This window comes from Acidovorax sp. 69, assembly GCF_002797445.1.
Taxonomy (GTDB): Bacteria; Pseudomonadota; Gammaproteobacteria; order Burkholderiales; family Burkholderiaceae_C; genus Acidovorax.
The window spans coordinates 2820669-2844276 of sequence record NZ_PGEP01000001.1; the positions used below are offsets into that span (position 1 = coordinate 2820669).

The following is a 23608-nucleotide window of genomic DNA, read 5'->3' on the forward strand; positions in this document are numbered from 1 at the left end:
TGCTTGAGGAGCTTCCCCATGACCGTCAAATTTTCCAAAGAACACGAATGGATCAACACCACCGACACGGCCGCTGCTGTGGTGGGCATCACCGTGCACGCGCAGGATGCCCTGGGCGATGTGGTGTTTGTGGACCTGCCCGAGGTGGGCGCGAGCTTCAACCTGGGTGACGTGGCGGGCGTGGTCGAGTCCGTGAAGGCCGCCGCCGACGTGTACATGCCCGTCACCGGCGAGATCGTCGAAGTGAACGAAGCCCTGCGCGCCGACCCCTCCCTGGCCAACAGCGATCCGCTGGGCGCTGGCTGGTTCTTCAAGGTCAAGCTGGCGGATGTCGCCCAGCTCGACGGCCTGATGGACGAGACGGCTTATAGCGCCTTCGCAGCCAACGCCTGATGGGCGACTGGTCAATCTCAGGTTTCAAAAACCATAGCTGCCAGCGCTTTATTTGATTGGTTTTCAATATAAAAATTCATTGAAATCAATGAATATCAAGCGCTAGCAGCTTCTTTTTTAATAGCAATTCAACCGCCCGCCATGACCGCCGCTCTGCCCACCTCCTTGCCGTTGTCCGCGCTGGAAAACGCCGCCGAATTCCTGCCCCGCCACATCGGTATCGACGCGGCAGACGAAGCCCACATGCTGTCCGTGATCGGCGAAGCCTCGCGCCGCGCACTCATCGACTCCATCGTGCCGCGCTCCATCGCACGCGCCAGCGCCATGGACCTGCCGCCCGCCACCACCGAAGCGGCGGCGCTGGCTGAACTCAGGGCGATTGCGGGCAAGAATCAGGTGCTCAAGAGCTTCATCGGCCAGGGCTACCACGGCACCCACACGCCAGGCGTCATCCTGCGCAACATCCTCGAAAACCCCGCCTGGTACACCGCCTACACACCCTACCAGGCCGAAATTTCGCAAGGCCGCATGGAGGCGCTGGTCAACTTCCAGACCATGGTGTGTGACCTGACGGGCATGCCGATTGCCAATGCGTCGATGCTTGACGAAGCCACCGCCGCCGCCGAGGCGATGACGCTGGCCAAACGTTCGGTCAAGAGCAAAAGCAATGTGTTTGTGGTGGCCGGTGACGCGCACCCCCAGACCATCGAAGTGATCCAGACCCGCGCCAAGCCCCTGGGCCTGGAAGTGCGCCTGGCCAATTCGGCCGAAGAATGGAACACCTTGCTGGCCGGCGACTACTTTGCCGTGCTGGCCCAGTACCCCGCCACCAGCGGCCGCATTGACGACCTGCGCGCCGATGCAGCCAAAGCCCACGCCAAGCAAGCCGCCTTCATCGTGGCCGCCGACCTGCTGGCCCTGACCCTGATCACGCCGCCCGGCGAATACGGGGCAGACATCGTCGTGGGCACCACGCAGCGTTTTGGCATGCCCATGGGCGCTGGCGGCCCGCACGCCGCGTTCATGGCCTGCCGTGACGAGTTCAAGCGCAGCCTGCCCGGTCGCCTGGTGGGCGTGAGTGTGGACGTGCACGGCAAGCCCGCCTACCGCCTGGCGCTGCAGACGCGCGAACAGCACATCCGCCGCGAAAAGGCCACGTCCAACATCTGCACGGCCCAGGTGCTGCCCGCCGTGATCGCCAGCATGTACGCTGTGTACCACGGCCCCGAAGGCCTCAAGCGCATCGCCCAGCGCGTGGCAAGCTATACGGCCATCCTGGCCAGGGGTCTCACACAACTGGGCGCGCCCGTGCGCCCCCAAGCCACGTTTGACACCCTCAGCCTGCACACCGGGGATGCTACCAAATCAATAGCTGCCCGCGCCGTCCAGATGGGCGCCAACCTGCGCATTTACTTTGAAGAGTATCTGTGCATCTCGCTGGACGAGACCACCACCCGCGCCGACATCGCGCTGCTGTGGAAGGTCTTCGCCAAGGACGGGCAGCCACTGCCCACCTTCGATGCGTTCGAGAACGGCGTCGAGCCACTGATTCCTGCCGCGCTGCGCCGCACCAGCGCCTACCTCACGCACCCGGTGTTCAACACCCACCATTCCGAAACCGGCATGCTGCGCTATATCCGCCAGCTGTCCGACAAAGACCTGGCGCTGGACCGCAGCATGATCCCGCTGGGCTCGTGCACCATGAAGCTCAACGCCACCAGCGAGATGATCCCCATCACCTGGCCCGAGTTTGCCAACGTGCACCCCTTTGCCCCCGCAAACCAGCAACAGGGCTACAAGGAGCTGGATGAACAGCTACGCGCCTGGCTGTGCCAGGCCACGGGCTACGCGGGCATCAGCCTGCAACCCAACGCTGGATCACAAGGTGAATACGCGGGCTTGCTGGCCATCAAGGGCTACCACGAGTCGCGTAGCGAAGGCCACCGCAACATCTGCCTCATCCCCAGCAGCGCGCATGGCACCAACCCCGCCAGCGCCCAGATGGTGGGCATGCAGGTGGTGGTGACGGCCTGCGATGCCAACGGCAACGTGGACCTGGCCGACTTGCAGGCCAAGTGCGAACAACACAGCGGCAACATCGCCTGCGTGATGATCACCTACCCCAGCACCCACGGCGTGTTCGAGACCAGCGTGAAAGAACTGTGCGCCCTGGTGCACAGCCACGGCGGCCGCGTGTATGTGGACGGTGCCAACATGAACGCCCTGGTGGGCGTGGCCGCTCCCGGCGAATTCGGCGGCGATGTAAGCCACCTGAACCTGCACAAGACCTTCTGCATCCCCCACGGCGGCGGCGGCCCCGGCGTGGGCCCCGTGTGCGTGGTGGAAGACCTGGTGCCGTTCCTGCCCGGCCATGCCACGGCGGGCGTGCCCGGTGGCGTGGGTGCCGTCAGCGCTGCCCCGCTCGGCAACGCCGCCGTGCTGCCCATCAGCTGGATGTACATCCGCATGATGGGTGCGGTGGGCCTGCAGGCGGCGACCGAAACCGCCATCCTGAGCGCCAACTACATCAGCGCGCGCCTGAAGGACCACTACCCCACGCTGTATTCAAGCGCCAACGGACATGTAGCGCACGAGTGCATCCTGGATCTGCGTGGCCTCAAGGACACCAGTGGCGTGATGGCCGAAGACGTGGCCAAGCGCCTCATCGACTACGGCTTCCACGCCCCCACGCTGAGTTTCCCCGTGCCCAACACGCTGATGGTGGAGCCCACCGAGAGCGAGACGCTGTCCGAAATCGACCGTTTCATCGACGCGATGATCGCCATCCGCGAGGAGATCCGCCAGATCGAGGCAGGCGCCTTCCCGCAGGACAACAACCCACTAAAGAATGCGCCGCACACGGCCGAGAACCTGCTCACCGGCGAATGGAACCGCCCCTACACCCGTGAAGCCGCTGCCTACCCCGTGGCTGCACTGCGCCAGGCCAAATACTGGTCCCCCGTAGGCCGCGTGGACAACGTGTGGGGCGACCGCAACCTGAGCTGCAGCTGCATCCCGGTCAGCGATTACGCCTGACCCTGCAGCGAAGGCCACGGCGGCACGGTCTGCCGCCACAGCCCTTGCTCTTGCAAGCCCTGGAGCCCGCTCGTCCAGGGCTTTTTTCGTTGAAGGCCCGTACTGACAGGTGCATGAACACGCATAAGATCGCGGGCTGCGTTGTGATTCACCCTTCTAGGAGCCCCCTTTGCGAAACCTCTTGTGCCTTCTGCTCGCCAGCGCCGTGATTACCCCCGCCGCCATGGCCCAGTCTTCCAAGCCCGTCACCACGGCCAGCGGCCTGGTCTATGAATCGCTGAAAGACGGCACAGGCGAATCGCCCAAGGCCACCGACACCGTCAAGGTGCACTACAAAGGCATGTTCCTGGACGGCAAGGAGTTCGACAGCTCCTACAAGCGTGGCGAGCCCACCGAGTTCCCGCTCAACCGCGTGATCCCTTGCTGGACCGAAGGCGTGCAGCGCATGAAGCCCGGTGGCAAGGCCAAGCTGACCTGCCCGCCAGGCATCGCCTATGGCACCGCAGGTGCAGGCGGTGTTATCCCACCCAATGCCACGCTCAATTTTGAGGTCGAGCTGGTGTCGGTTCGCCGCTAACGCTGCACCTGCCTGATCCCCATCGAAAACCGCCCACCATGCTGCTGAAGGTCGGAGACCTCGCGCGGCGCACCGGCCTCACGGTGCGCACACTGCACCACTACGACGAGATTGGCCTGCTCACGCCTTCGGGCCGCTCGGAGGCCGGTTACCGGCTCTATAGCCAGGCCGATGTGCAGCGCCTGCATGGTATTCAGACCATGCGCCAGATGGGGCTGGCGCTCAGCGATATCGGCAGCCTGCTGGCAGATGACGTCATGGCGCCCGAGCGCATCATCGGGCAGCAGATCCGCGCGCTGGAACAGCAAATCAACCAGGCCACCGAACTGCGCGCGCGCCTGACCATGCTGCGCGACGGACTCATGGCAGGCGCCGAGCCCGACATGGGCAACTGGCTGGAAGCCCTGGCGCTAATGACCACCTACGGCAAGTATTTCAGCTCGGCCGAACTCAAGCAGATCTTCACCAGCTGGAGCCTCATCGAGGCGGACTGGATGATCGTCAAGGACCTGGTGCGCGATGCCATGGACCGTCAACTGCCGCCCGATGCCCCCGAAGTCCAGGCACTGGCCTACCGCTGGATGGCGCTCATGCTGTACTGGATGGGCGGCGACCTCGATTTGCTGGAGCGCTGGGGCCATATGTTCCGCACGGAGCCCAGCACACAGGGGCGCAACCACGCGCCGCCGGGCGACATGATTGCGTACATCGAAACGGCCATCAAGCTGCGCATGGCATTGCTGGAAAAGTACCTGACCCCCGACGACCTGCGCAGATTGGGCCATGTGCCCCACACCCGATGGGCCGCACTGGAAGCCGATGTGCAGCAGCTTCTGGCCCATGCGCTGCCCCCGCACCACCCCGATGCGATAGCTGCAGCGCAGCACTGGAATGCACTGTTCGACCAACTGACCGGCCAGAACCCCGCACTGCGCAAGAAATTGATCACGGCATCGGCCAACGAACCGCTGCTGCAGGTCGGCTCACCCCTGAGCGCCCCCGTGCGCGCTTACCTGCACGCGGCGCTGGCCTGTGCAACCCCCGCTGCGCCCCCTCAGCCCACCCTTTGTTGAAAAAGTTCTGAAAAGCGCTTGACCCTCACGCAACGTGAGGCTCCACAGTCGGTCCCCATGAATGGATCGACACCTTCCCCCGGGCCTGCCGCCCCGCGCCTGCGGGTTTATGCGTTGGACAACCTGCGCGCCACCATGATGTGGCTGGGCATCGTGCTGCATGTCTCGGTGATTTACATGAGCCGGCCGTCGCCCCTGCCATGGCACGACAACCTGTCCACCCCGGTGGCCGATCTGCTGGTCGCCGTGATCCACGCGTTCCGCATGCCCGTGTTTTTTATCCTGGCGGGCTTTTTTGTGTCGTTGCTGGTGCACCGCCGTGGTCTGGCGGGCATGGTGCGCCACCGGCTGCGCCGCCTGGGCCTGCCCTTTGTAGTGTTCTGGCCGCCCCTGTTTGTGCTCTGCGCCATGCTGGGCCTGGCGTTCCTGCACCGCATGGCCGATGGCACCTGGGGCCTGGACCGCAGCCTGCTGCCCCCAAGCCCCAACGTGCCCAAGGGCCCGAGCACCATGCACCTGTGGTTCCTGTGGATGCTCTTGTGGCTGGCCGCCTTGACGCCCGTGCTGTGGGCCACCGTCTGCGCGCTGCCCACCGGCCTGCAGCGCACCCTGGGGCACACCGTTACCTGGCTGGGCGGCACACCCCTGGGTCTCATCGCTCTCACGCTGCCGCTGGCGTGGATGGGTGCGGGTTACGACCACGGCGTCGTTACCCCCAGCGGGTCTTTCCTGCCACCGCTGGCGGAATGGCTGCACAACGGGCTGTTCTACGCGTTCGGGCTGTGCCTGTATGCACAACAAAAGGAACTGATGATGCGCTACCAAAAACACTGGCCGATGCTGGCAGGCCTGGGACTGGCCAGTTTTGTGATCACGGCCGTGCTGTCGGAGGTACTGGCGCAGCCGGAGGCATCGGCCTTCGCGCTGGTGCTGATCACCGGGACCTTTTCGGACATCCTGGCCGCGCCCGTGTCGGCCACACGGCACCTGCAGTTCTGGATGGCGCTGGCCTACAACAGTGCCTCCTGGCTGTGGAGCTTTGCCCTGATCGGCTTCTTTCTACGGCATGTGGGACACACCCGCCCCTGGCTGACCTACCTGGCGGACAGCTCGTACTGGGTGTATCTGGTGCACCTGCCCATGACGATCGGGTTGGGCGCGCTGATGTACGGCCTGCCAATTCCCGTGCTGGCCAAGATGATTCTCAACGTGCTGGCCACCACCGCCCTGTGCCTGGCCACTTATCACCTGGGCGTGCGGTTCACTGCCGTGGGCCAGTTGCTCAACGGCCACCGCCACACCCGCAATTTTTCTGGAGACCCTGCCCATGCGACCTGACACCTCACCACACTCCGCATCCGCGCCATCACCGGCCCCAGCGGCCAACCCACGCGCTGCGCTGTTCAAGGACCGCAACTTCCGTTGGCTCACCAGCGGCGCCTTCCTGTCGATGCTGGGTGACCAGTTCACGCTGATCGCGCTGCCCTGGCTGGTGCTGCAGATGACCGGAGACACCCTGGTGCTCGGCACCGTGTTGGCCCTGGTCAGCGTGCCGCGTGCGCTGTTCATCCTGATTGGCGGCGCGCTGGTGGACCGGCACTCGCCCAAGCGGGTGCTGATGATCACCAAGTACGTCAACTTCGTGCTGCTGGCCGTGCTCGCAGGGCTGGTGCTGACGGGCCATCTGACGCTCTCGATGGTGTACATGTTGTCGCTGGGCATTGGCCTGGCCACCGCCTTCAGCATCCCGGCCGGCACCGCCATGATGCCGCACGTGGTGGCACGACACCAGCTGCAGGCGGCCAATGGCGTGAACCTGGGTTTGCGCCAGCTCACGATGTTCCTCGGGCCGCTGCTGGCGGGTCTGCTGATTGCTCTGTTTGGCGATGCCACGGCGGCCTCTGCTGGCAGCGAGGGCGGTGCGCGCGCCAATGCCACCGGCATCGGCCTTGCGTTTGCGCTCGACGCGCTGAGCTTTGCAATCTCTGCCTGGACGCTGGCGAAGGTCCAGACGAACGGCGGCAGTGCGCCGTTCTCTGCCTCCGTGCCTGTCGCGCCAACAGCACCTTCGCAGGCCGTGCTGGCCTCGGTGGCCCAGGGCCTGGTGCATTTCTGGCACGACAGCGAACTGCGCACCTGCTTTCTCTACTGGAGCGCGGTCGCCCTCTTCATCATGGGGCCCATCCACATCGCGATTCCCGTGCTGGCCAGCAGCACGCCCGCGCTGGGCGCAGCCGCCTTTGGCATCATCGTGGGCGCCCATGGCGCCGGCACGCTGCTGGGCATGGTGGTGTCAGGCATGGTGCCCCGGCTGCGTTTTGGCAGCCTGGGCATGACCATCCTGGTGTTTGACGCGATCATTGGCGCCTTGTTCATGCCCATGGGCCTGATCACTGCCGTGTGGCAGGGCGCACTGCTGATGCTCGCCATTGGCCTCTTGGGCGGCTTCATGCAGGTGAGCGTGTTCACCTGGATCCAGCAGCGCGTGCCTCCTGCACTGCTGGGCCGCGCGATGAGCCTGTTCATGTTCATCTTCATGGGCCTGGCGCCCATCTCTGCGGCGGTGACAGGGTGGGTGATGAAAAGCACCACACTCACGCAGCTGTTTGCTGCCAGCGGCGGCACGCTGGTGGTGCTGGCCGCGCTGGCCTTTGTGCTGACACCCATGCGCCGCGTGACGGACACGGCGCCCGCCACGCGCTGACAACCTCGCACCCATGAAAAAAGCCGGGCACAAGCCCGGCCTTGATGGGGTGGATCGAGGTCGCGCAGCCTCGATCCGGCTCAGACTTCGGTGACGAACTGCTCGCGGGGGCGGCGCACCTTCTTCAGGTTCACCAGCCAGTCGCCTTCATCGGCACGGTAGCCCAGGGGCAAGATGGCGACGCTGCGCAGGCCACGGGCCCGCAGGTCCAGAATCTCGTCCAGCGCATTGGGGTCGAAGCCCTCCATGGGAGTCGAGTCCACTTCTTCAAACGCGGCAGCAATCAGCGCGGCGCTCATGCCGATGTAGGCCTGGCGGGCAGCGTGCTGGAAGTTCACTTCGGCATCGCGCTGGGGGTAGCTGGACAGCAGCATCTGGCGGTAGTTCTCCCAGCCTTCGTTCTTGAAGCCGCGCTGGTCGTTGGTCAGGTCAAACATCATGTTGATGCGCTCGGCCGTGTAGTTGTCCCAGGCCGCAAACACCAGCAGGTGCGAGCCGTCCGTGATCTGCGCCTGGTTCCAGGCGATCGGTTGAATCTTGGCGCGCACGGCGGGGTCAGTGACCACAAAAATTTCAAAAGGCTGCAGACCGCTCGAAGTGGGCGCCAGGCGCGCGGCTTCCAGAATGCGCTCGACCTTGTCCTGAGGAACCACCTTGGCGGGGTTCATCTTCTTGGCAGCGTAGCGCCATTGCAATTGGTTCAGCAGGGGTTGGGAGGCCGCGGTGTCGATGGGGTTCATGGCAAGAATTCCTGAAGGTAACGAGAAAGGTGGGTCGAAAAACGAGGGGATGGTGGAACTGTAGAGAGCCGAATCCCTTTCGGTAAGCCCTGCCAGGGAAAAGGATTGTTCGCAATTGATCAACAATCCCCGCTTGAAACACGGCCCAAGGCCCCCAAACGCCACATTGACTGGCAACAGCGCCCCTGCGGCACCGCAGGGACCAAAGATTGCGGGCGTACACTCCCGGCCATGCGTTCTGGCCCACAGCATTGCGCGACGCTCGAACTTTCTACGCGCCCAAACCCCTGGCCGCGCCCCTCCCATGAGTGAACCTGACCTGTCGTTTCTGGACCCCGAGGGGCGGCAGCCCACCCCCGCAGAGCGCCCGCCCGGCATCTTCGCCGCACACGCCCGTGCCGCCAGTGCCCCCGGTGGCAGCCCAGCCGAAGGTCTGGTGGCCGAGTTGCGCGCCTACCAGGGAGAGCTGGAAAGCCAAAACAAGGTGCTGCGCTACAGCCAGGCCGTGGCAGAAAGCGCCTACGAGCGTTTTGAAACCCTGTTTGCCAGCGTGCCCTTGGCCCTGATGGTGGTGGACGAGCACGACATGGTGGTGCAGGCCAACTCGATGGCGCACCGCTCATTCCAGCCCACAGAACGTGACCGCCCGCTCACCGCGCTGATGCCCTTTGTGCGCCCGCAAGACGCCCGGCGCGTGCGCGAGGCGTTTGCGCTGGCGCAGGACCTGGGCCGCAGTGAGGTCAAGGAGGTGGTGTTCTCGATCAGCGAAGACGCGCACATCACCGGCGACCTGCACATCGCACACATCGAGGCCCCTCAAACCAACGGCCTACCGCAGTCGCAGTATTTGTGCGCCGTGATCGACCAGGGTCCGCTGCTGGCCGAGCGCCAGGCGCTGCAGCACAGCGCGCGCACCCTGCAGCAACGCAACGAACAACTGCACGCCAGCGAAAAGCGGCTCGAAGCCGTCATCAATTCAGCGCTGGACGCGATCATCTGCGTGGACCAGCACCAGCGCGTTACCGTGTTTAACCCCACGGCGGCGGCACTGTTCCAGTGCAGCGCCAGTGATGCACTGGGCAGCACGCTCGACCGTTTTTTGCCCGATGCAACCCAGGCCCTGGCGTTTGCCCAGCTCACCACCCAGGCTCTGCTGGGCGAAATGACGGCGCTCACGGCCAGCGGCAAGGAACTGGCCGTGGAAGTCAGCGTGTCGTTCGAGCGCCATGCCGAGGGCGAGACCACCACCGTGTTCGCACGCGACCTCACGGGCCGCAAAAAGGCCGAGGCGCACAGGAGCGAGCTCGAAGCCCAGTTGCGCGAGTCGCACAAGATGCAGGCCGTGGGCACCATGGCCGGAGGCATTGCGCACGACTTCAACAACATCCTGGGTGCCATCCTGGGCAACGTGGAGCTGGCCAAGGCCGACTGCAGCCCCGGGTCACCCGTGCTGGAAAGCCTGCTGGAGATCGACAAGGCCGGTCGGCGCGCGCGCGACCTGGTGCGCCAGATCCTCACCTTCAGCCGCAACGAGCCTCCACAGCGCTCGGCCGTGTCGCTGGCCGAAGTGGCGCACGACACTGAGCGCCTCCTGCGCGTGACCCTGCCCCCCGCCATCGAGCTGCACATGCAATTGCAGGCGGGCCTGCCGCCCGTGCTGGCCGACGCCACGCAGGTCGAGCAAGCCCTGCTCAACCTGTGCACCAATGCGGTCCATGCCATTGGTGCGGAACGCGGCAGCATTCATGTAGAGGCCGCCGCAGTGCAGCCCGATCAGCGCCTCTCCGAACGCCTGGGCCTGGCACCCATCGACTATGTCGCCTTGACCGTACGCGACACGGGCCCCGGCATGGAGGCCACCACCTTGGAGCGGATCTTCGAGCCGTTCTTCACCACCAAGCCCGTGGGCCAAGGCACAGGGCTGGGCCTGGCCGTAGTGCATGGTGTGATGCGCACGCACGAAGGCGGTGTGGACGTGCAAAGCACACCGGGCCAAGGCAGCCGTTTTACGCTGTACTTTCCGGTAGCCACCAACGCCGCGCAGGGTGCGCAGGCCGGTCCTGTCGCGCAGTCCGCGCCGCTGGCCGCCACGGCATCTTCACCATCGTCTGCAGACACCCTCAGCGGCACGCCGGGCAAGAAGCACCATGTGATGTACGTGGACGACGACCAGGCCCTGGTCTTCCTGGTGCAGCGCCTGCTGCGCCGCCGGGGCTACGAGGTCAGCGGCTACACCGACCCGCACGAGGCCACGGCCGCGCTGCGCGCTGCACCCCAAGCCTACGATCTGCTGGTGACCGACTACAACATGCCCGGCTTTTGTGGCGTGGACCTGGTGCGCGAGGCCCGCCTGATCCGCCCCGACCTGCCCGTGGCCCTGGCCTCGGGCTATGTGACGGCCGAGATCGAACAGGCTGCGCTGGCCGAAGGGGCGCGTGCCCTCATCCACAAACCCAACGATGTGGAAGAACTGTGCGCCACCGTGCAGCGGCTGATCGCAGGCAATGACCCTGCCTGAGCCGCTGGTGGGCAGTGTGCAGGCGGTGTACGAAGACGCCGACCTGCTGGTGCTGCAAAAGCCCTCGGGCCTGCTGTGTGTGCCGGGCCGGGGCCCCGACAAGCAGGATTGCATGAGCGCGCGCGCGCAGCAGCGCTGGCCTGGCGCATTGATCGTGCACCGCCTCGACCAGGCGACATCCGGCCTGGTGCTGATGGCCCGCCACATCGACGCGCAACGGGCCCTGAGCCACGCCTTTGCAGAACGGCAGGTGCACAAACGCTACCAGGCCGTGGTGCAGGGGCAGATGGGACTGGCGGACAAAGGTGAAGGTGGCAGTGAAAGCGCTTGGGGCGAAATCGATCTTCCCATTGCCGCAGACTGGGAACGCCGCCCCCTGCGCATCATCGACCCCGTCGCAGGCAAACCCAGCCTCACCCGCTGGCGCGCGCTGGGCCATGACCGCACAACGCACACCACGCGCCTCGAACTGGAGCCCTTCACGGGCCGCACCCACCAGCTGCGCGTGCACCTGGCGGCGGTGGGCCACGCCATTCTGGGCGATGCGTTGTATGCCGATGCCACCACACACGCCCAGGCGCCGCGCCTGCTGCTGCACGCTTGCCACCTGGCCTTCACCCATCCGGCGACGGGTGAGCCGATCACGCTCGATTCAGCGCCAGATTTTTAGTCAAAATGGTCTGCAGCGCTTATCCTATAAGCGCTAGCAGCTATTACCCTGATAGCAACCGGTCCCGGGTCATTGTGCGAACCGGCAAGTTGCCCGGGGCCGCTGGCTGCGACATCGCACAGGGCTCGCCGCCCTGGCACCCACGGGAGACAGCGGCCGCCCCACATCCCGCAGTACGATGGCGGGATGCCTCAAAACCACCTCTACATCCTCACCGGCGCATCGCGCGGCATGGGGCTGGCCATGGCCCAGCAACTTCTGCGCAGCGGCAACACCTTGATCTGCATTGCGCGCAGCGCCAACGCCGACCTGACGACCGAAGCCAAAGCCGCAGGCGTCACCATTGAACAGTGGCAGCAGGACCTGTCACAAGGCGAACAAGCTGCACACAAGCTGCAAGCCTGGCTGGCCGCCCAGGGCCCGCAGGCATTTGCCAGCGCCACCCTGATCAACAACGCGGGCATGATCCCGCGCATTGCGCCGCTGTCAGGCAGCGACGCCGACGACCTGGCCACCGCCCTGCGCGTGGGCCTGGAAGCGCCGATGCAGCTGACCGCCGCCTTCCTGGGCGCTACGGACAGCTGGACCGTGCCCCGCAAGGTGCTCAACATTTCATCGGGCCTGGGCCGCCGGGCCATGGCCTCGCAAGCCGCCTACTGCGCCGCCAAGGCGGGCATGGACCATTTCACCCGCTGCGTGGCGCTGGACGAAGCCATCAAGCCCCATGGCGCCAAGGTATGCTCGTTGGCTCCGGGCGTGATCGACACCGACATGCAGGTCCAGCTGCGCGGCGCCGACCCGGCCGCCTTCCCGGACCGCCAGAATTTTGCCAACCTCAAGACGGGTGGCCAGCTCACATCGCCCACCGACGCCGCTACCCGCGTGCTCGGCTGGCTGGAACGCGCGGACTTCGGCACCCACCCGGTGGCCGACGTCCGAGACGCATAAGGCCTGAAAACTCCTGTTTTTATAGCTGCTAGCGCTTTATGGATAAGCGCCACCGCCCCATTTGACCTGAAATTCATCTGAAAGGACCTCCCCATGACCCGTGAAGTCGTCGTCGTCAGCGCAGTGCGCACCGCCATTGGCACCTTTGGCGGCAGCCTCAAGGATGTGCCCCCCACCGAGCTGGGCGCCCTGGTGGTGCGTGAATCGCTCGCGCGTGCCAACGTGGAAGGCAAGGACGTGGGCCATGTGGTGTTCGGCCACGTGGTGAACACCGAGCCTAAGGACATGTACCTGTCGCGCGTGGCCGCCATCAACGGCGGCTGCGGCGAAGGCACGCCCGCCTATAACGTCAACCGCCTGTGCGGTTCGGGCCTGCAGGCCATCCTCAACGCCAGTCAGTCCATATTGCTGGGCGACACCGACGTAGCCATTGGCGCCGGTGCCGAGAACATGAGCCGCGTGCCCTTTGCCAGCCTGAACATGCGCTGGGGCGCCCGCATGGGTGACACCAAGATGGTGGACATGATGATCGGCGCGCTGCACGACCCCTTTCACAACATCCACATGGGTGTGACGGCCGAGAACATTGCCGCGAAGTGGGGCATCAGCCGTGAAGACCAGGACAAGCTGGCCGTTGAAAGCCACAACCGCGCCGAGCGCGCCACGCAAAGCGGGGTGTTCAAAGACCAGATCGTGCCCGTCACCCTGAAGAGCAAGAAGGGCGATGTGCAATACGCCACCGACGAGCACTTCCGCCCCGGCGCCACGATGGAAGACCTAGCCAAGCTCAAGCCCGTGTTCATCAAGGAAAACGGCACCGTGACCGCGGGGAATGCCTCCGGCATCAACGACGCCGCTGCAGCGGTGGTGCTGATGGAAGCCGGTGCCGCCAAGGCCCGCGGCGCCAAGCCCCTGGCCCGCCTGGTGGCCTATGCCCATGCGGGTGTGGACCCCAAGTACATGGGCATCGGCCCGGTGCCCGCCACGCAACTGGCGCTGAAGAAGGCGGGCCTTACCGTCAACGACCTCGACGTGATCGAAGCCAACGAAGCCTTTGCCGCCCAGGCCTGCGCGGTGACCAAGGACCTGGGCCTCGACCCGGCCAAGGTCAACCCCAACGGCTCGGGCATTTCGCTGGGCCACCCCATCGGTGCCACCGGTGCGCTCATCACCGTGAAAGCCATTCACGAGCTGCAACGCATTCAGGGCCGCTACGCGCTGGTGACCATGTGCATTGGCGGCGGCCAGGGCATTGCGGCGATTTTTGAACGCATCTGATCTGCTTGCGGCGTGTGCAGGCCGCCATCGCCACCCGCGATGCTGCCACCCGCTATTGGCAAGGTCAGCGCCGCGGGTGATCAACGATCATTGACGCCCGCTGACCCAGATCAGCCGAGCAGCCCCCGCCTGGTGGCTGCCCGCACACCATTGAACCGACGGAGACATCTCTCACCATGATTCGCACCCTGTTTTCCTTCGCTACGCTCGCCTTCGTCGTGGGCGCCACCGCCCACGCCCAAGCGCCCGCACCCGCAGCGGCCTACCCCAACAAGCCCATCCGCCTGATCGTGCCCTTCCCACCCGGCGGCGGCACCGACATCCTCTCGCGCCTGGTGGCCACCAAGCTCACCGAAACCGCCAAGTGGACCGTGGTGGCCGACAACAAGGCCGGTGCGGGCGGCACCATCGGCATTGGCGAGGCTGTCAAGGCCGCGCCCATGGGCTACGACATCGTGATGGGCCAGAAGGACAACCTCGTGATCGGCCCCTGGCTCTACAAGAACCTGCCTTGGGACCCCACCAAGGACCTGACCGCCGTGGCCCATGTGGCCTACACGCCCGTGGTCATTGCCACCAGCGCCAACTCCAAATTCAAAACCCTGGCCGATGTGGTGGCCGCCGCCAAGGCAGCACCCGGCACCATCACCTATGGCTCGCCCGGCAACGGCACCTCCATCCACCTGGCGGGTGATCTGTTCGAGAAGGCGGCCGGTGTGAAGCTGAGCCACATTCCCTACAAAGGCTCGAACCCCGCGATGATGGATGCCCTGGCCGGCAATGTGGACCTGCTCATGTCCTCGGTGCCCTCGGCCATGGGCCAGATCAAGTCGGGCAAGCTGCGCCCCCTGGCCGTGACCTCGGCCAAACGCAGCTCATCGATGCCCGATGTGCCTACCGTGGCCGAATCCGGTTTCAAGGACTTTGACGTGAGCACCTGGTACGGCGTGTTCGCCCCCGCAGGCACCCCTGCCGCCGTGGTGAACACCCTCAACGCCGAAATCAACAAGCTGCTGGCCACGGCCGACATGAAGGCCGCCATCCACGCCCAGGGCGCCGAGCCTGAAGCCCTGTCGGCCGCCCAGTTCAACACCCTGCTCAAAGCCGACTACGCCAAGTGGAAGGGCATTGTGGAAGCCTCGGGCGCAAAGATTGAGTAGCCCCCTGAGTCGCCTGCGGCGCCTTCCCCCAAGGGGGACGCACCCGGTGGCCTGGCAGAGCCAGATCCACGGGTGCACTGGCGGGGGGCGTGCCTGTTCCACGAACGGTGGGGTGGGTTGCCGGTGATGCGCGACATCATCGAGAACTGAAATGAAAAACGGCTCCTTTCGGAGCCGTTTTTCATGGGGAAAAGGACGCTCAGTCCCTCACCACCAGCACAGGGATGTGCACCACGCCCAACACGCGCTGGGTGACGCTGCCCAGCACCAGCTTTTCGAGGCCCCGGCGGCCGTGCGAGCCCATCACGATGAGATCAGCCCCAGTGCTTTCGAGTGCCCGCAAAATGCCGTCATGCACCGCATGGCCTTCGCCCACCACGCCGGTCACGTCCACACCCGCTTCTGCCATGGCCTTTTTGGTGGCATCCAGCGCAGCGTTGGCTTCTGCGGTGGCGGCGCTGATGTACTGCGCCTGACCGTAGGCGAAATCAGCGCCCACACCCGTGAAAGGATAGGGGTCGATCACATACACCGCTGTCACGGTGCTGCCAAAGGTCTTGGCAAGGCCTGCGGCCTTGGACACGGCCAGCATCGAGGTCTTGGAGCCATCGACGGGAACCAGAATGTGCTTGAACATGGTGCTTCTCCTTGGATTAGTAAGTCAGGTGTTGAACCAAGCTTGTGACCTGGCCATGGGCCTCAGTGTGAACGCCCACCATACCGCGCATCTTGATTCGCATCAAATTGGATGCACTCAGGCACCCGCGCTCAGGTGGGGCTGTGCCCCACCACATCAGCGCCCTGGAAGTTACCGCGTCGGCAGGTCACCACCAGGGTGTCACGATACCCACCCTCGGCCACGGGCTGGATGGGCGTGGACTCGTGGATCATGCGTGCATCGTCCAGCAGCAACAGCGACCACGGCTCGGTGAGCGTGAAACGCAGGCCGTTGGGGCCGGAAGCCTCGAACACGCGCGTCTCGCCGCCCTTGACGCCCTCTCGCCCCACCAAAAATACCGCCACCAGATCAACGCCATCGCGGTGCGCTCCTTCGGGTGTCGGGCGTCCGATGCCATCGGTGGTGTCGATGCGGAACTGGTGGGCTTCCACAAACCAGGACGCAGGTGCGTCGGGGCCCGCAAAAACAGCGTCGGACACCCTTGCCAGGGCCACGAGCAACTGCTGCCACACGGGTTTGGCCACGGTGGCGGGCTCCATGGGCGCAAACCAGCGCTCCATGCCACCGTGCAATGCGTTGTACTCCACGGGCTGCCAATGCGCCCTGTGCGGCGCCTGCTGCATCTGCCCACCCTGCACCACAAAGCAGGCATGGCGACGGCGGCGATAGCGGCCACCGTCTTTCAGAAAATCGTCCGGCGGCAACGTGGCCCAATCGCCATTCAGGCCCATCAGCGCTGACAGATCACAACCCAACCACTGGGCCACGGCCGCCGGGGAGAGCACAGCGTAGCCGCCCTCGCGCAACTGGCTGGAGACGTCGGAAGGGACGGTGAACGGAGGGGAAAAGGTGACTTGGGCCATAGGAGCCCGAGCTTAACCGCTGGCCCCACCCCCACGCCTTCCCACGCGCTCCCAAACCTCAATCAGCCCCGAGGTCAGTCCCGGTGGCCGTGACCATTGCCCTTGCCACGGCCTTCGCCTCTGTCGCCCCGGTCATCCCCTCTGCCATTCCCACGCCCGTGGTCGCGGTCATGCTTGCCGCCGCCATGACGACGATCGTCATCCCAGCGATGGTCATCCCGGCCCCTGGGGCCCTGGTAGGCGTTGCCACGGCGCGGTGGTGGCTCTTGCACAAAATACACGGGCTGATTACAGGCGTTGTAGCGGGAGCAATGCTTGCCCCAGTTCTTGGCGTGACCCGGTGGCACATACAGGTAAATGGGTGCACGCGGCACAACCACCGCAGGGCGGTGAATGATGACGGGCTCGGCGTAGAGCAATGGCGGCGGTGGCGCATTGCCGATGTTGATGCGGCCATACACGCCGGGAGCCAGTTCGCCCCCTACGGTGGCGTTGACGTAGGCCTGCGCATAGGCACCGCCAGCGGCGGCAAGCAGCAACGTGGCAGCTGCCCCGGAAACAAAAAGGCGAATCGTGGTGATGGTCGTGTTTTTCATGGAGACTCCTGATGACTTGCCCACCGAATGCACAAAGGACATGCGAATGCCGGTGGGCCGGCCCGTCTTTGAACAAAGCCTGTCGTAGCTTAACTGGGCGGGTGCAGAAATAATGTCAGCCAATGGCGACAGATACTTCCCCTCCGATCCAGGCATTTCGAGTCATTCTACAAACCCATGACTGTTGATGCGCTTGATATTCATGCCTCTTAAGCTATCATAAAAATAGCAAAACCATCTCCACCGAACGAACACCCCCTGCGATTCATCGCTCCACAAGCCCGTTTCAGCGCGAAGATCATGATGCCCCTGCCGCAGCGGCCGTTGCCACAGCGTGCAGTGCGGCAGCGGGGCCGGGGCGCCCGAACAGGTAGCCCTGCCAGGTGTGGCAGCCCAGGCTGGCCAGCATGTCGCGCTGCTCCAGGGTTTCCACACCTTCAGCGATCACGCCCAGATCCATGCTTTGCGCAAGAGTCACGATGGTGCGGGCGATGCTGGCGTCATTGGCGTCGGTGAGCAGGTCGCGCACAAAACTCTGGTCGATCTTGAGCTGGTCCAGTGGCAGCCGCTTGAGGTAGCTCAGGCTGGAATACCCGGTACCAAAGTCGTCCAGCGAAAAACCCAGGCCCGCTGCACGCAATGTGGCCATGCGCTCAATCGTGTCTTCCACATCGTCGAGCAACAGGGTCTCCGTCAGTTCCAGTTTCAGGCGATGGGGGTTGGCCCCAGTCTCCTCCAGAACGCACAGCACCTCATCGACAAAGTGGCTGTGGCGGAACTGTCGCGCGCTCACATTCACTGCCAGCGTCCAGTGTGCCGTCAGCGGGTCACGCGCCCAATCAACCAATTGCACGCAGGCCGTGCGCAAAATCCACGCACCCAGCGGAACAATGAGGCCCGATGCCTCGGCCACCGGAATGAACTCAGCCGGCGACACCAGCCCGCGCTGCGGGTGCTGCCAGCGCACCAGCGCCTCGGCCCCCAGCATGCCGTGGTCCTGACTGATCTGGGCCTGGTAGTGCAGCAGGAACTGACCGTCGCGCAGGCCTTCACGCAACCCAGACTCCAGCAACGTGCGTGCCGTCACATCGGCTTGCGTGCGCGGGTCGAAGAAACGCAAGGTGTTTCGGCCTGCCCCCTTGGCCTGGTACATGGCCATGTCGCCGTGCTTGAGCAACTCGTCCACCGAACCACGCGCGTCGGCATACAGCGCGATGCCGATACTGCATGCGCTGTGGTGGGCATGGCCTTCAAGCTGGTAGCTCTGACTCAGGGCCTGCAACACCGTACGCGCCACAGCCTCCGACTGGGCGGCCGCTTCGTGCGGGTGCGGGCTCAGTCCTTCCAGCAGCACCACAAATTCATCCCCGCCCAGGCGCGCCACCGTATCGCCCATGCGAACGCAGCCTTCCAGACGGGCCGCCACCTGGCGCAAAAGCTGGTCGCCCAGCTCATGGCCCTTGGTGTCATTGAGGTCCTTGAAGTTGTCCAGATCCACAAACAGCAACGCCCCCCCGCTGCCAGAGCGCGCCGTGGTAGCCAGGCTGTGCTGCAGGCGGTCGGTCATGAGACGGCGGTTGGGCAAGCCCGTGAGTGGGTCATAAAACGCCAGCAAGCGGATCTCTTCTTCGGCTGCCTTGCGACTGGAGATATCGGTTTGCGTGCCCACATAGTGCGTGATGTCGCCCTCGGCAGAGCGCACGGCCGTGATGGTGATCCAGGCCGGGTACTCCGAGCCATCCTTGCGCCGGTTCCATACCTCGCCCTGCCATATACCGGTGGTGGACAGCGCGCTTTTCATGCTGGCGTAGAACGTGGCGTCCTGCCGCCCCGATCGCAGCAGCCGGGGCGTCTGCCCCACCAGCTCCTCCACCGTGTAACCCGTCAAGCGTGCATACGCCTGATTGGCCTTCAGGATGCGCTGGTCTGGGCCCGTCACGATCATGCCCTCGAACGACTCGAACACCGTCGCGGCAATCTGCAATGACTCCTCGGCCTTGCGCCGCTCGGTAATGTCGGTGGAAATACCGCACAGCGCATGGATGCTGCCATCAGCGTGGCGCAGCGGTATCTTGACGGACAGGTACGCCCGGGTCTCGCCGGTCACCCGCTGCGTGTTCACCTCCTCGGCCTCCAGCGTTTCGCCATCCTCCAGCACGCGCCGGTCATTGGCGCGCAATTGCGCGGCCGTGGCCGCATCAAAAATGAAGGCGTCATCGTGGCCCACCACCTCTTCGGACGACTTGCCAAAGAGCATGAGTGTGTGATGGTTGGCGTACTGGTAGCGGTAGTCCCGGCCCTTGATGTAGATGAAGGCGCCCACGCTGTCCAAAATGGTGGCCAGCTTTTGCTCGCTGTCTTTCAGGTGGCGGGTGCGCTCTTGTACCTGGCGGCGCAAGAACACAGCCGTCAGCGCCGCCAGCAAACTGAACGCCAGCAGACCGCCCAGACTCCACCACAGCAGGGGCGATATGCGGCCCCCAGGGTCCTGCGCGCCCCAGTGGCGCAAGACCTGGCTGTACGCGGGGTCTGCCCCACTGCGCCAGTCCTGCACCGACCTGTCAATCGCCGCCAGCAAATCCGCATTGCGCCGGGGGCCGGTTGCAAAAAACAGCGCAGCGGGCTGAAACACGATGCCCGAATCCACCAGACCGTACCGGGCCGAATGGAAATTGCCGAACAAATGATTGGAGATCACCGCATCGGCATCCCCGCGCTGCACCATCGCAAAGGCATCGATGAGGCTGGCGGCATCCACCAGCGAGACCTGGATCCCAAAGCTGTCCATCATGTTGACAAACGTGGCGCGTTGCACCGAGCCCTTCAGCACGGCCACCCGCTTGCCCTGCAGGTCGAACAGTGACTGAATGGCACTGCCGGGTGTGCGATAGATCTGTGACCAGCTGTGCAGCACCGGCAGGGCATGAAAGTCATACAAGGCCTCACGCTCTGCAGACCGGGCCACATCGGGCATCAAATCGAGACGCCCAGCACGCAACGCCTCCAGACAGTCCTGCCAGTCGCAGGGCACGAATTTCAGCGTCCACTGCTCACGCGCCGCCACCAGTTGCAACAGGTCCACAAAAATGCCAGAGGCCTTGCCATCGGCATCCACAAACACCTTGGGTTCGTTGGAGTACACGCCCACGCGCAACTCACGGGGCGCCGCAGGCACGCTCATGCTCACCCACAGCAGGGGCAAGACCACGATCCATCGCAGCCAGCCGATACATCGGCGTCTGAACCGGTACACGTCTGGACCCACAGACTGCCTCCACAAACAGCGGAAGTCCCATATTAACGACAGGTGTCAAAAACCTCCAAAGACAATCTGACCCACGGGGCGTTGGAGTAGCATGTGCCAAAACCATGCCCCGCCCAGGAGACAGCAATGCCCCATGAACGCCGCCACTTCGTTCGCGTCAGTTTTGATGCGCCGGCCCTGCTGACAACCTCTACCGACGCATTCAGCGTGCATGTGCTGGACCTCTCCCTCAAGGGCGCGCTCATCACGGTCCCCGCCCAAGCCGAGCTGAAACCCGGCATGCTGTGCCAGATCACCATCCCTCTGGCCGAAACGGGCAACCACATCGCCATGTCAACCGAAGTGGCGCATGTACAAGGTCTGCACACCGGGCTACTGTGCTGCGGTATCGACCTGGACAGCGTGACCCATCTGCGCAGACTGATCGAGCTGCAACTGGGCGACCCCGCCCTGCTGGAGCGCGACTTGGGTGAGCTGACGACCGCCACCCAACCCCAGTAAGCCCACAACACACAAGGGCCGCCCCCGGCAGCCCTTGTCTCGTGCCGTCTTGAAGATTGCTGGCGCCCTTGGCTACTGCGCTTCCTGCTCCTGCAGCGCGCGCCACATGACCTTGCCGCTCCCACTCTTGGGCAATGCATTCACGAACTGCACGATGCGCGGCACCTTGTACACGGCCATGTTCTCGCGGCACCAGTCAATGATTTGCTGCTCGGTCGTGCTGTCTTTGTGCGTGGCGCGCACCACCACCACAGCCTTCACCGTTTCACCCCGGTAGCTGTCCTTGGCGGCGATGATGCAGGCCTCCTGGATGGCGGGGTGGCGGAACATCAGCGCCTCGACCTCAGCGGGCCAGACCTTGAAACCGCTGGCGTTGATCATGCGCTTGAGCCGGTCGGTCAGGAAGAAATAGCCGTCCTCATCCATATGCCCCAAATCGCCCGAGCGGAAGAAACGCTTGCCCTCGAACTCGATGAATGTGGCCTCGGTGGCGTCAGGCCGTTTCCAGTAACCGTCAAACACCTCGGGGCCATGGATGACGATCTCGCCCTGCTCGCCCTGGGGCATTTCCTTCAAAGTGTCAGGGTCAACCACACGCGCATCGGTGCTCATGAACGGGATACCCAGGCACTGCTGTTTGGGGTGGTCGGGCGGGTTCGAGTGCGACGGAGCCGCTGTCTCGGTCAAACCATACCCTTCGGAATAACGCAGGCCGTATTGCTCCAGCAGGCGCTGTGCCACAGCCTGCGGCATGGCTGCGCCGCCACCGCCGATGTAGACCAGGCTCGACAGGTCGTAGCTAGCAAAGTTCGGACTGCCCAGCAGGTCAATGACCATGGTGGGGATGTTCGTCCACGTCGTGACCTGGTAGCGCGAGATAAGGCGCCCCGCCAGGTCGCGGTCCCATCGGGGCATGATGACCAGCGTGGCGCCGCTGTAGATGGCCGTGTGCATCACGCTCACCATGCCGGTGATGTGGAACATGGGCACCACCGCCAGCGTCACGTTGTCGGCCGACCCATTGCCCCACAGGCAGCCCGACACTGCGTTGTGCATGATGCTTTTGTGCAGGTGCATGCAGCCCTTGGGCAGGCCCGTGGTGCCGCTGGTGTACGGCAACAAGGCCAGGTCGTCCGGCCCCACCACCAGGGCGGGCGGCATGTCAGAACACGCCACCGCATCCGTCCACGCATAGGTGCGCCCGCCCTCCAGCGCTGGCAGCGGATGCCGGGTGCCCAACCACTCCATCCAGGCCTCCGGCGGGGCATCGGCGCCCGTCACAGAGGGGTCGAAAGCGTCGGTGAATTGCGTCACCACCAAATGCGCCAGACGCTCGCCCAGCGGCAGCGCGTTGCTGGCCTTGGCCATCTCGGCCGCCAGATCCCCCGTGGTGAAAGCCACCTTGGTGTCCGGGTCGGTGATGTAGTGCTTGAGTTCCTCGGCCCGGTTCATGGGGTTGACGGGAACCACCACCGCATTCGCCCGCAGGATGGCAAAGTGCGCCATCACGAGCTGCGGGCAGTTTTGCATGCACAGCACCACGCGGTCCCCGCGCTTCACGCCCAATTGCACCAGCCGTGCAGCCAACCGCTCTGCGCCTTCTGCCAACGCCTGGTAAGTCACCGAACGGCCGAAGAACACCAGGGCTGCCTTGTCAGGATAGCGCCGGGCGTTCGTGGCCAGGTTGTCCCACAGCGATGTAGCGGGCAAGGTGATGGAGTGCGGTAAACGGCGGGGCCAGAACTTGTGGTGGGAACGCATAGGGCAGACAGTCTCCTTTGGCCTGCAAGCCTAGTTCGCCGTCCCCCGAACTACAATGGGGGTGCCCCTTGGCTGGCGTCGCCAATGCGACCGATAGCCCCTTGTACATCGACTCTGCCCTGTTGCCACCCCATCACACCTTGGCTATCAGGGCGCCAGCAAGCTCTTGCATTTTTTGAATCAGTCAGTCATATTGATTCCGACGATTCATTTTGGACACCGAGTCCGTCGTTGCGATAAGTCCTTATATTTGCCTTGCGTACCGGCAATAGACTCCCTGTCGTTAAAGGAGCAAATTGCATAAGACAAGCCATATCTCTCTTGCCTCTATTCAAACCGGACCAGCCTACATTGAAGCTATGCTGAATCAGCTGACACATCGAAAGATTCCGCTGTTTTTTCAGGATGAGAGAAAAGTGAATAGTCGCGTTGCGCTCCAGGGCCTCACCCAAGGAACGCTAGGTTCTGCTGTGTTTTACGAAGTGTTGCTAAAAGAAGCGATGACCCGCGTAGTCGGAATCGTGGCGATCCAAAAACCCGTTACGAAGGGATCGCCTGCCTATATTTCCCTCTTGCTCATTGATGTGGACTTTCGCGGGCGCGGTCTGGGGCATGAGGTTAATCTTCTCCTCGACAAGGAACTGGCCCAGTTTTCTGACACGATCTTGCTCCATGTTTCACCCCCCAACCCCGGCCTGATTGCATTTTGGAAAAGCAACGGCTTCGTCACGGTGGGCGGTCTTCAGGAGATGATGGGTTTAGGTCAAACCAAACATACCGGTGCACTGATGCAAAAACGGCTTCACATGACCGCCCCGCTTGGCATAACGCACTAAATGCCGATCC

General features: G+C 64.1%; 19 protein-coding genes. 13 read left to right on the forward strand and 6 right to left on the reverse strand.

Annotated features, from left to right (window positions below; genetic code table 11):
- Positions 1-18 precede the first annotated feature (18 nt).
- The 6 genes from gcvH to CLU85_RS12915 all read left to right on the forward strand — a co-directional run bounded on the left by gcvH (position 19) and on the right by CLU85_RS12915 (position 7783).
- Positions 19-393, forward strand: coding sequence for a glycine cleavage system protein GcvH (gene gcvH, locus CLU85_RS12890; RefSeq protein ID WP_100410608.1), 375 nt, complete (start codon positions 19-21; stop codon positions 391-393).
- Positions 394-534: 141 nt separating this feature from the next.
- Positions 535-3429: an aminomethyl-transferring glycine dehydrogenase gene (gcvP, locus tag CLU85_RS12895; RefSeq protein ID WP_100410609.1), complete on the forward strand. Its 2895-nt coding sequence runs from the start codon at positions 535-537 to the stop codon at positions 3427-3429.
- 169 nt (positions 3430-3598) lie between these two features.
- Entirely contained in the window at positions 3599-4006 is a 408-nt protein-coding gene (locus tag CLU85_RS12900; protein WP_100410610.1) for an FKBP-type peptidyl-prolyl cis-trans isomerase, read from the forward strand.
- 38 nt (positions 4007-4044) lie between these two features.
- Positions 4045-5079, forward strand: a complete 1035-nt coding sequence (locus CLU85_RS12905) for a MerR family transcriptional regulator (protein ID WP_100410611.1) — start codon at positions 4045-4047, stop codon at positions 5077-5079.
- A gap of 57 nt (positions 5080-5136) precedes the next feature.
- Entirely contained in the window at positions 5137-6417 is a 1281-nt protein-coding gene (locus tag CLU85_RS12910) for an acyltransferase family protein (RefSeq protein WP_198509188.1), read from the forward strand.
- Positions 6407-7783, forward strand: coding sequence for an MFS transporter (locus tag CLU85_RS12915; protein WP_100410612.1), 1377 nt, complete (start codon positions 6407-6409; stop codon positions 7781-7783). The genes CLU85_RS12910 and CLU85_RS12915 overlap by 11 nt, the downstream gene beginning before the upstream one ends.
- 80 nt (positions 7784-7863) lie before the next feature.
- On the opposite strand, the gene CLU85_RS12920 is transcribed toward CLU85_RS12915, so the two are convergent.
- The gene (locus tag CLU85_RS12920) at positions 7864-8523 is read right to left on the reverse strand and encodes an NAD(P)H-dependent oxidoreductase (protein WP_100410613.1); all 660 of its coding nucleotides are present in this window, start codon (positions 8521-8523) and stop codon (positions 7864-7866) included.
- Between the two features lie 304 nt (positions 8524-8827).
- Between CLU85_RS12920 and CLU85_RS12925 the strand changes: the two genes are divergently transcribed.
- The 5 genes from CLU85_RS12925 (at position 8828) to CLU85_RS12945 (ending at position 15097) form a co-directional block, all read left to right on the forward strand.
- Positions 8828-11041 (forward strand): PAS domain-containing sensor histidine kinase, encoded by a 2214-nt coding sequence (locus CLU85_RS12925; RefSeq protein ID WP_100410614.1) that lies wholly within the window; start codon positions 8828-8830, stop codon positions 11039-11041.
- Positions 11028-11711 carry an RluA family pseudouridine synthase gene (locus CLU85_RS12930; RefSeq protein ID WP_100410615.1) on the forward strand — a complete coding sequence of 228 codons (684 nt, stop codon included), beginning with the start codon at positions 11028-11030 and terminating at the stop codon, positions 11709-11711. The genes CLU85_RS12925 and CLU85_RS12930 overlap by 14 nt, the downstream gene beginning before the upstream one ends.
- A gap of 186 nt (positions 11712-11897) precedes the next feature.
- The gene (locus CLU85_RS12935; protein WP_100410616.1) at positions 11898-12659 is read left to right on the forward strand and encodes an SDR family NAD(P)-dependent oxidoreductase; all 762 of its coding nucleotides are present in this window, start codon (positions 11898-11900) and stop codon (positions 12657-12659) included.
- 93 nt (positions 12660-12752) lie between these two features.
- On the forward strand, positions 12753-13937 hold the full coding sequence (bktB, locus tag CLU85_RS12940; RefSeq protein ID WP_100410617.1) for a beta-ketothiolase BktB: 1185 nt from the start codon (positions 12753-12755) through the stop codon (positions 13935-13937).
- 176 nt (positions 13938-14113) lie between these two features.
- A complete protein-coding gene (locus CLU85_RS12945; protein WP_100410618.1) occupies positions 14114-15097 on the forward strand; it encodes a tripartite tricarboxylate transporter substrate binding protein in 984 nt (327 codons plus the stop codon).
- Positions 15098-15296: 199 nt separating this feature from the next.
- On the opposite strand, the gene CLU85_RS12950 is transcribed toward CLU85_RS12945, so the two are convergent.
- The 4 genes from CLU85_RS12950 to CLU85_RS23560 all read right to left on the reverse strand — a co-directional run bounded on the left by CLU85_RS12950 (position 15297) and on the right by CLU85_RS23560 (position 20443).
- The gene (locus CLU85_RS12950) at positions 15297-15734 is read right to left on the reverse strand and encodes a universal stress protein (RefSeq protein ID WP_100410619.1); all 438 of its coding nucleotides are present in this window, start codon (positions 15732-15734) and stop codon (positions 15297-15299) included.
- Positions 15735-15865: 131 nt separating this feature from the next.
- A complete protein-coding gene (locus CLU85_RS12955; RefSeq protein ID WP_100410620.1) occupies positions 15866-16639 on the reverse strand; it encodes a 2OG-Fe dioxygenase family protein in 774 nt (257 codons plus the stop codon).
- A gap of 74 nt (positions 16640-16713) precedes the next feature.
- Complete coding sequence (locus CLU85_RS12960; protein WP_100410621.1) at positions 16714-17235, reverse strand: hypothetical protein; 522 nt, start codon at positions 17233-17235, stop codon at positions 16714-16716.
- A 298-nt stretch (positions 17236-17533) separates the two neighbouring features.
- Positions 17534-20443: an EAL domain-containing protein gene (locus tag CLU85_RS23560; RefSeq protein ID WP_304528985.1), complete on the reverse strand. Its 2910-nt coding sequence runs from the start codon at positions 20441-20443 to the stop codon at positions 17534-17536.
- Positions 20444-20626: 183 nt separating this feature from the next.
- Here CLU85_RS23560 and CLU85_RS12970 point away from each other — a divergent pair, with 183 nt between their 5' ends.
- Positions 20627-21001, forward strand: a complete 375-nt coding sequence (locus tag CLU85_RS12970; RefSeq protein ID WP_100410622.1) for a PilZ domain-containing protein — start codon at positions 20627-20629, stop codon at positions 20999-21001.
- Positions 21002-21073: 72 nt separating this feature from the next.
- On the opposite strand, the gene CLU85_RS12975 is transcribed toward CLU85_RS12970, so the two are convergent.
- Positions 21074-22762, reverse strand: coding sequence for a long-chain fatty acid--CoA ligase (locus CLU85_RS12975; protein WP_100410623.1), 1689 nt, complete (start codon positions 22760-22762; stop codon positions 21074-21076).
- 359 nt (positions 22763-23121) lie between these two features.
- On the opposite strand from CLU85_RS12975, the gene CLU85_RS12980 reads away from it, so the two are divergent.
- Positions 23122-23598: a GNAT family N-acetyltransferase gene (locus CLU85_RS12980; RefSeq protein WP_100410624.1), complete on the forward strand. Its 477-nt coding sequence runs from the start codon at positions 23122-23124 to the stop codon at positions 23596-23598.
- Positions 23599-23608 lie beyond the last annotated feature (10 nt).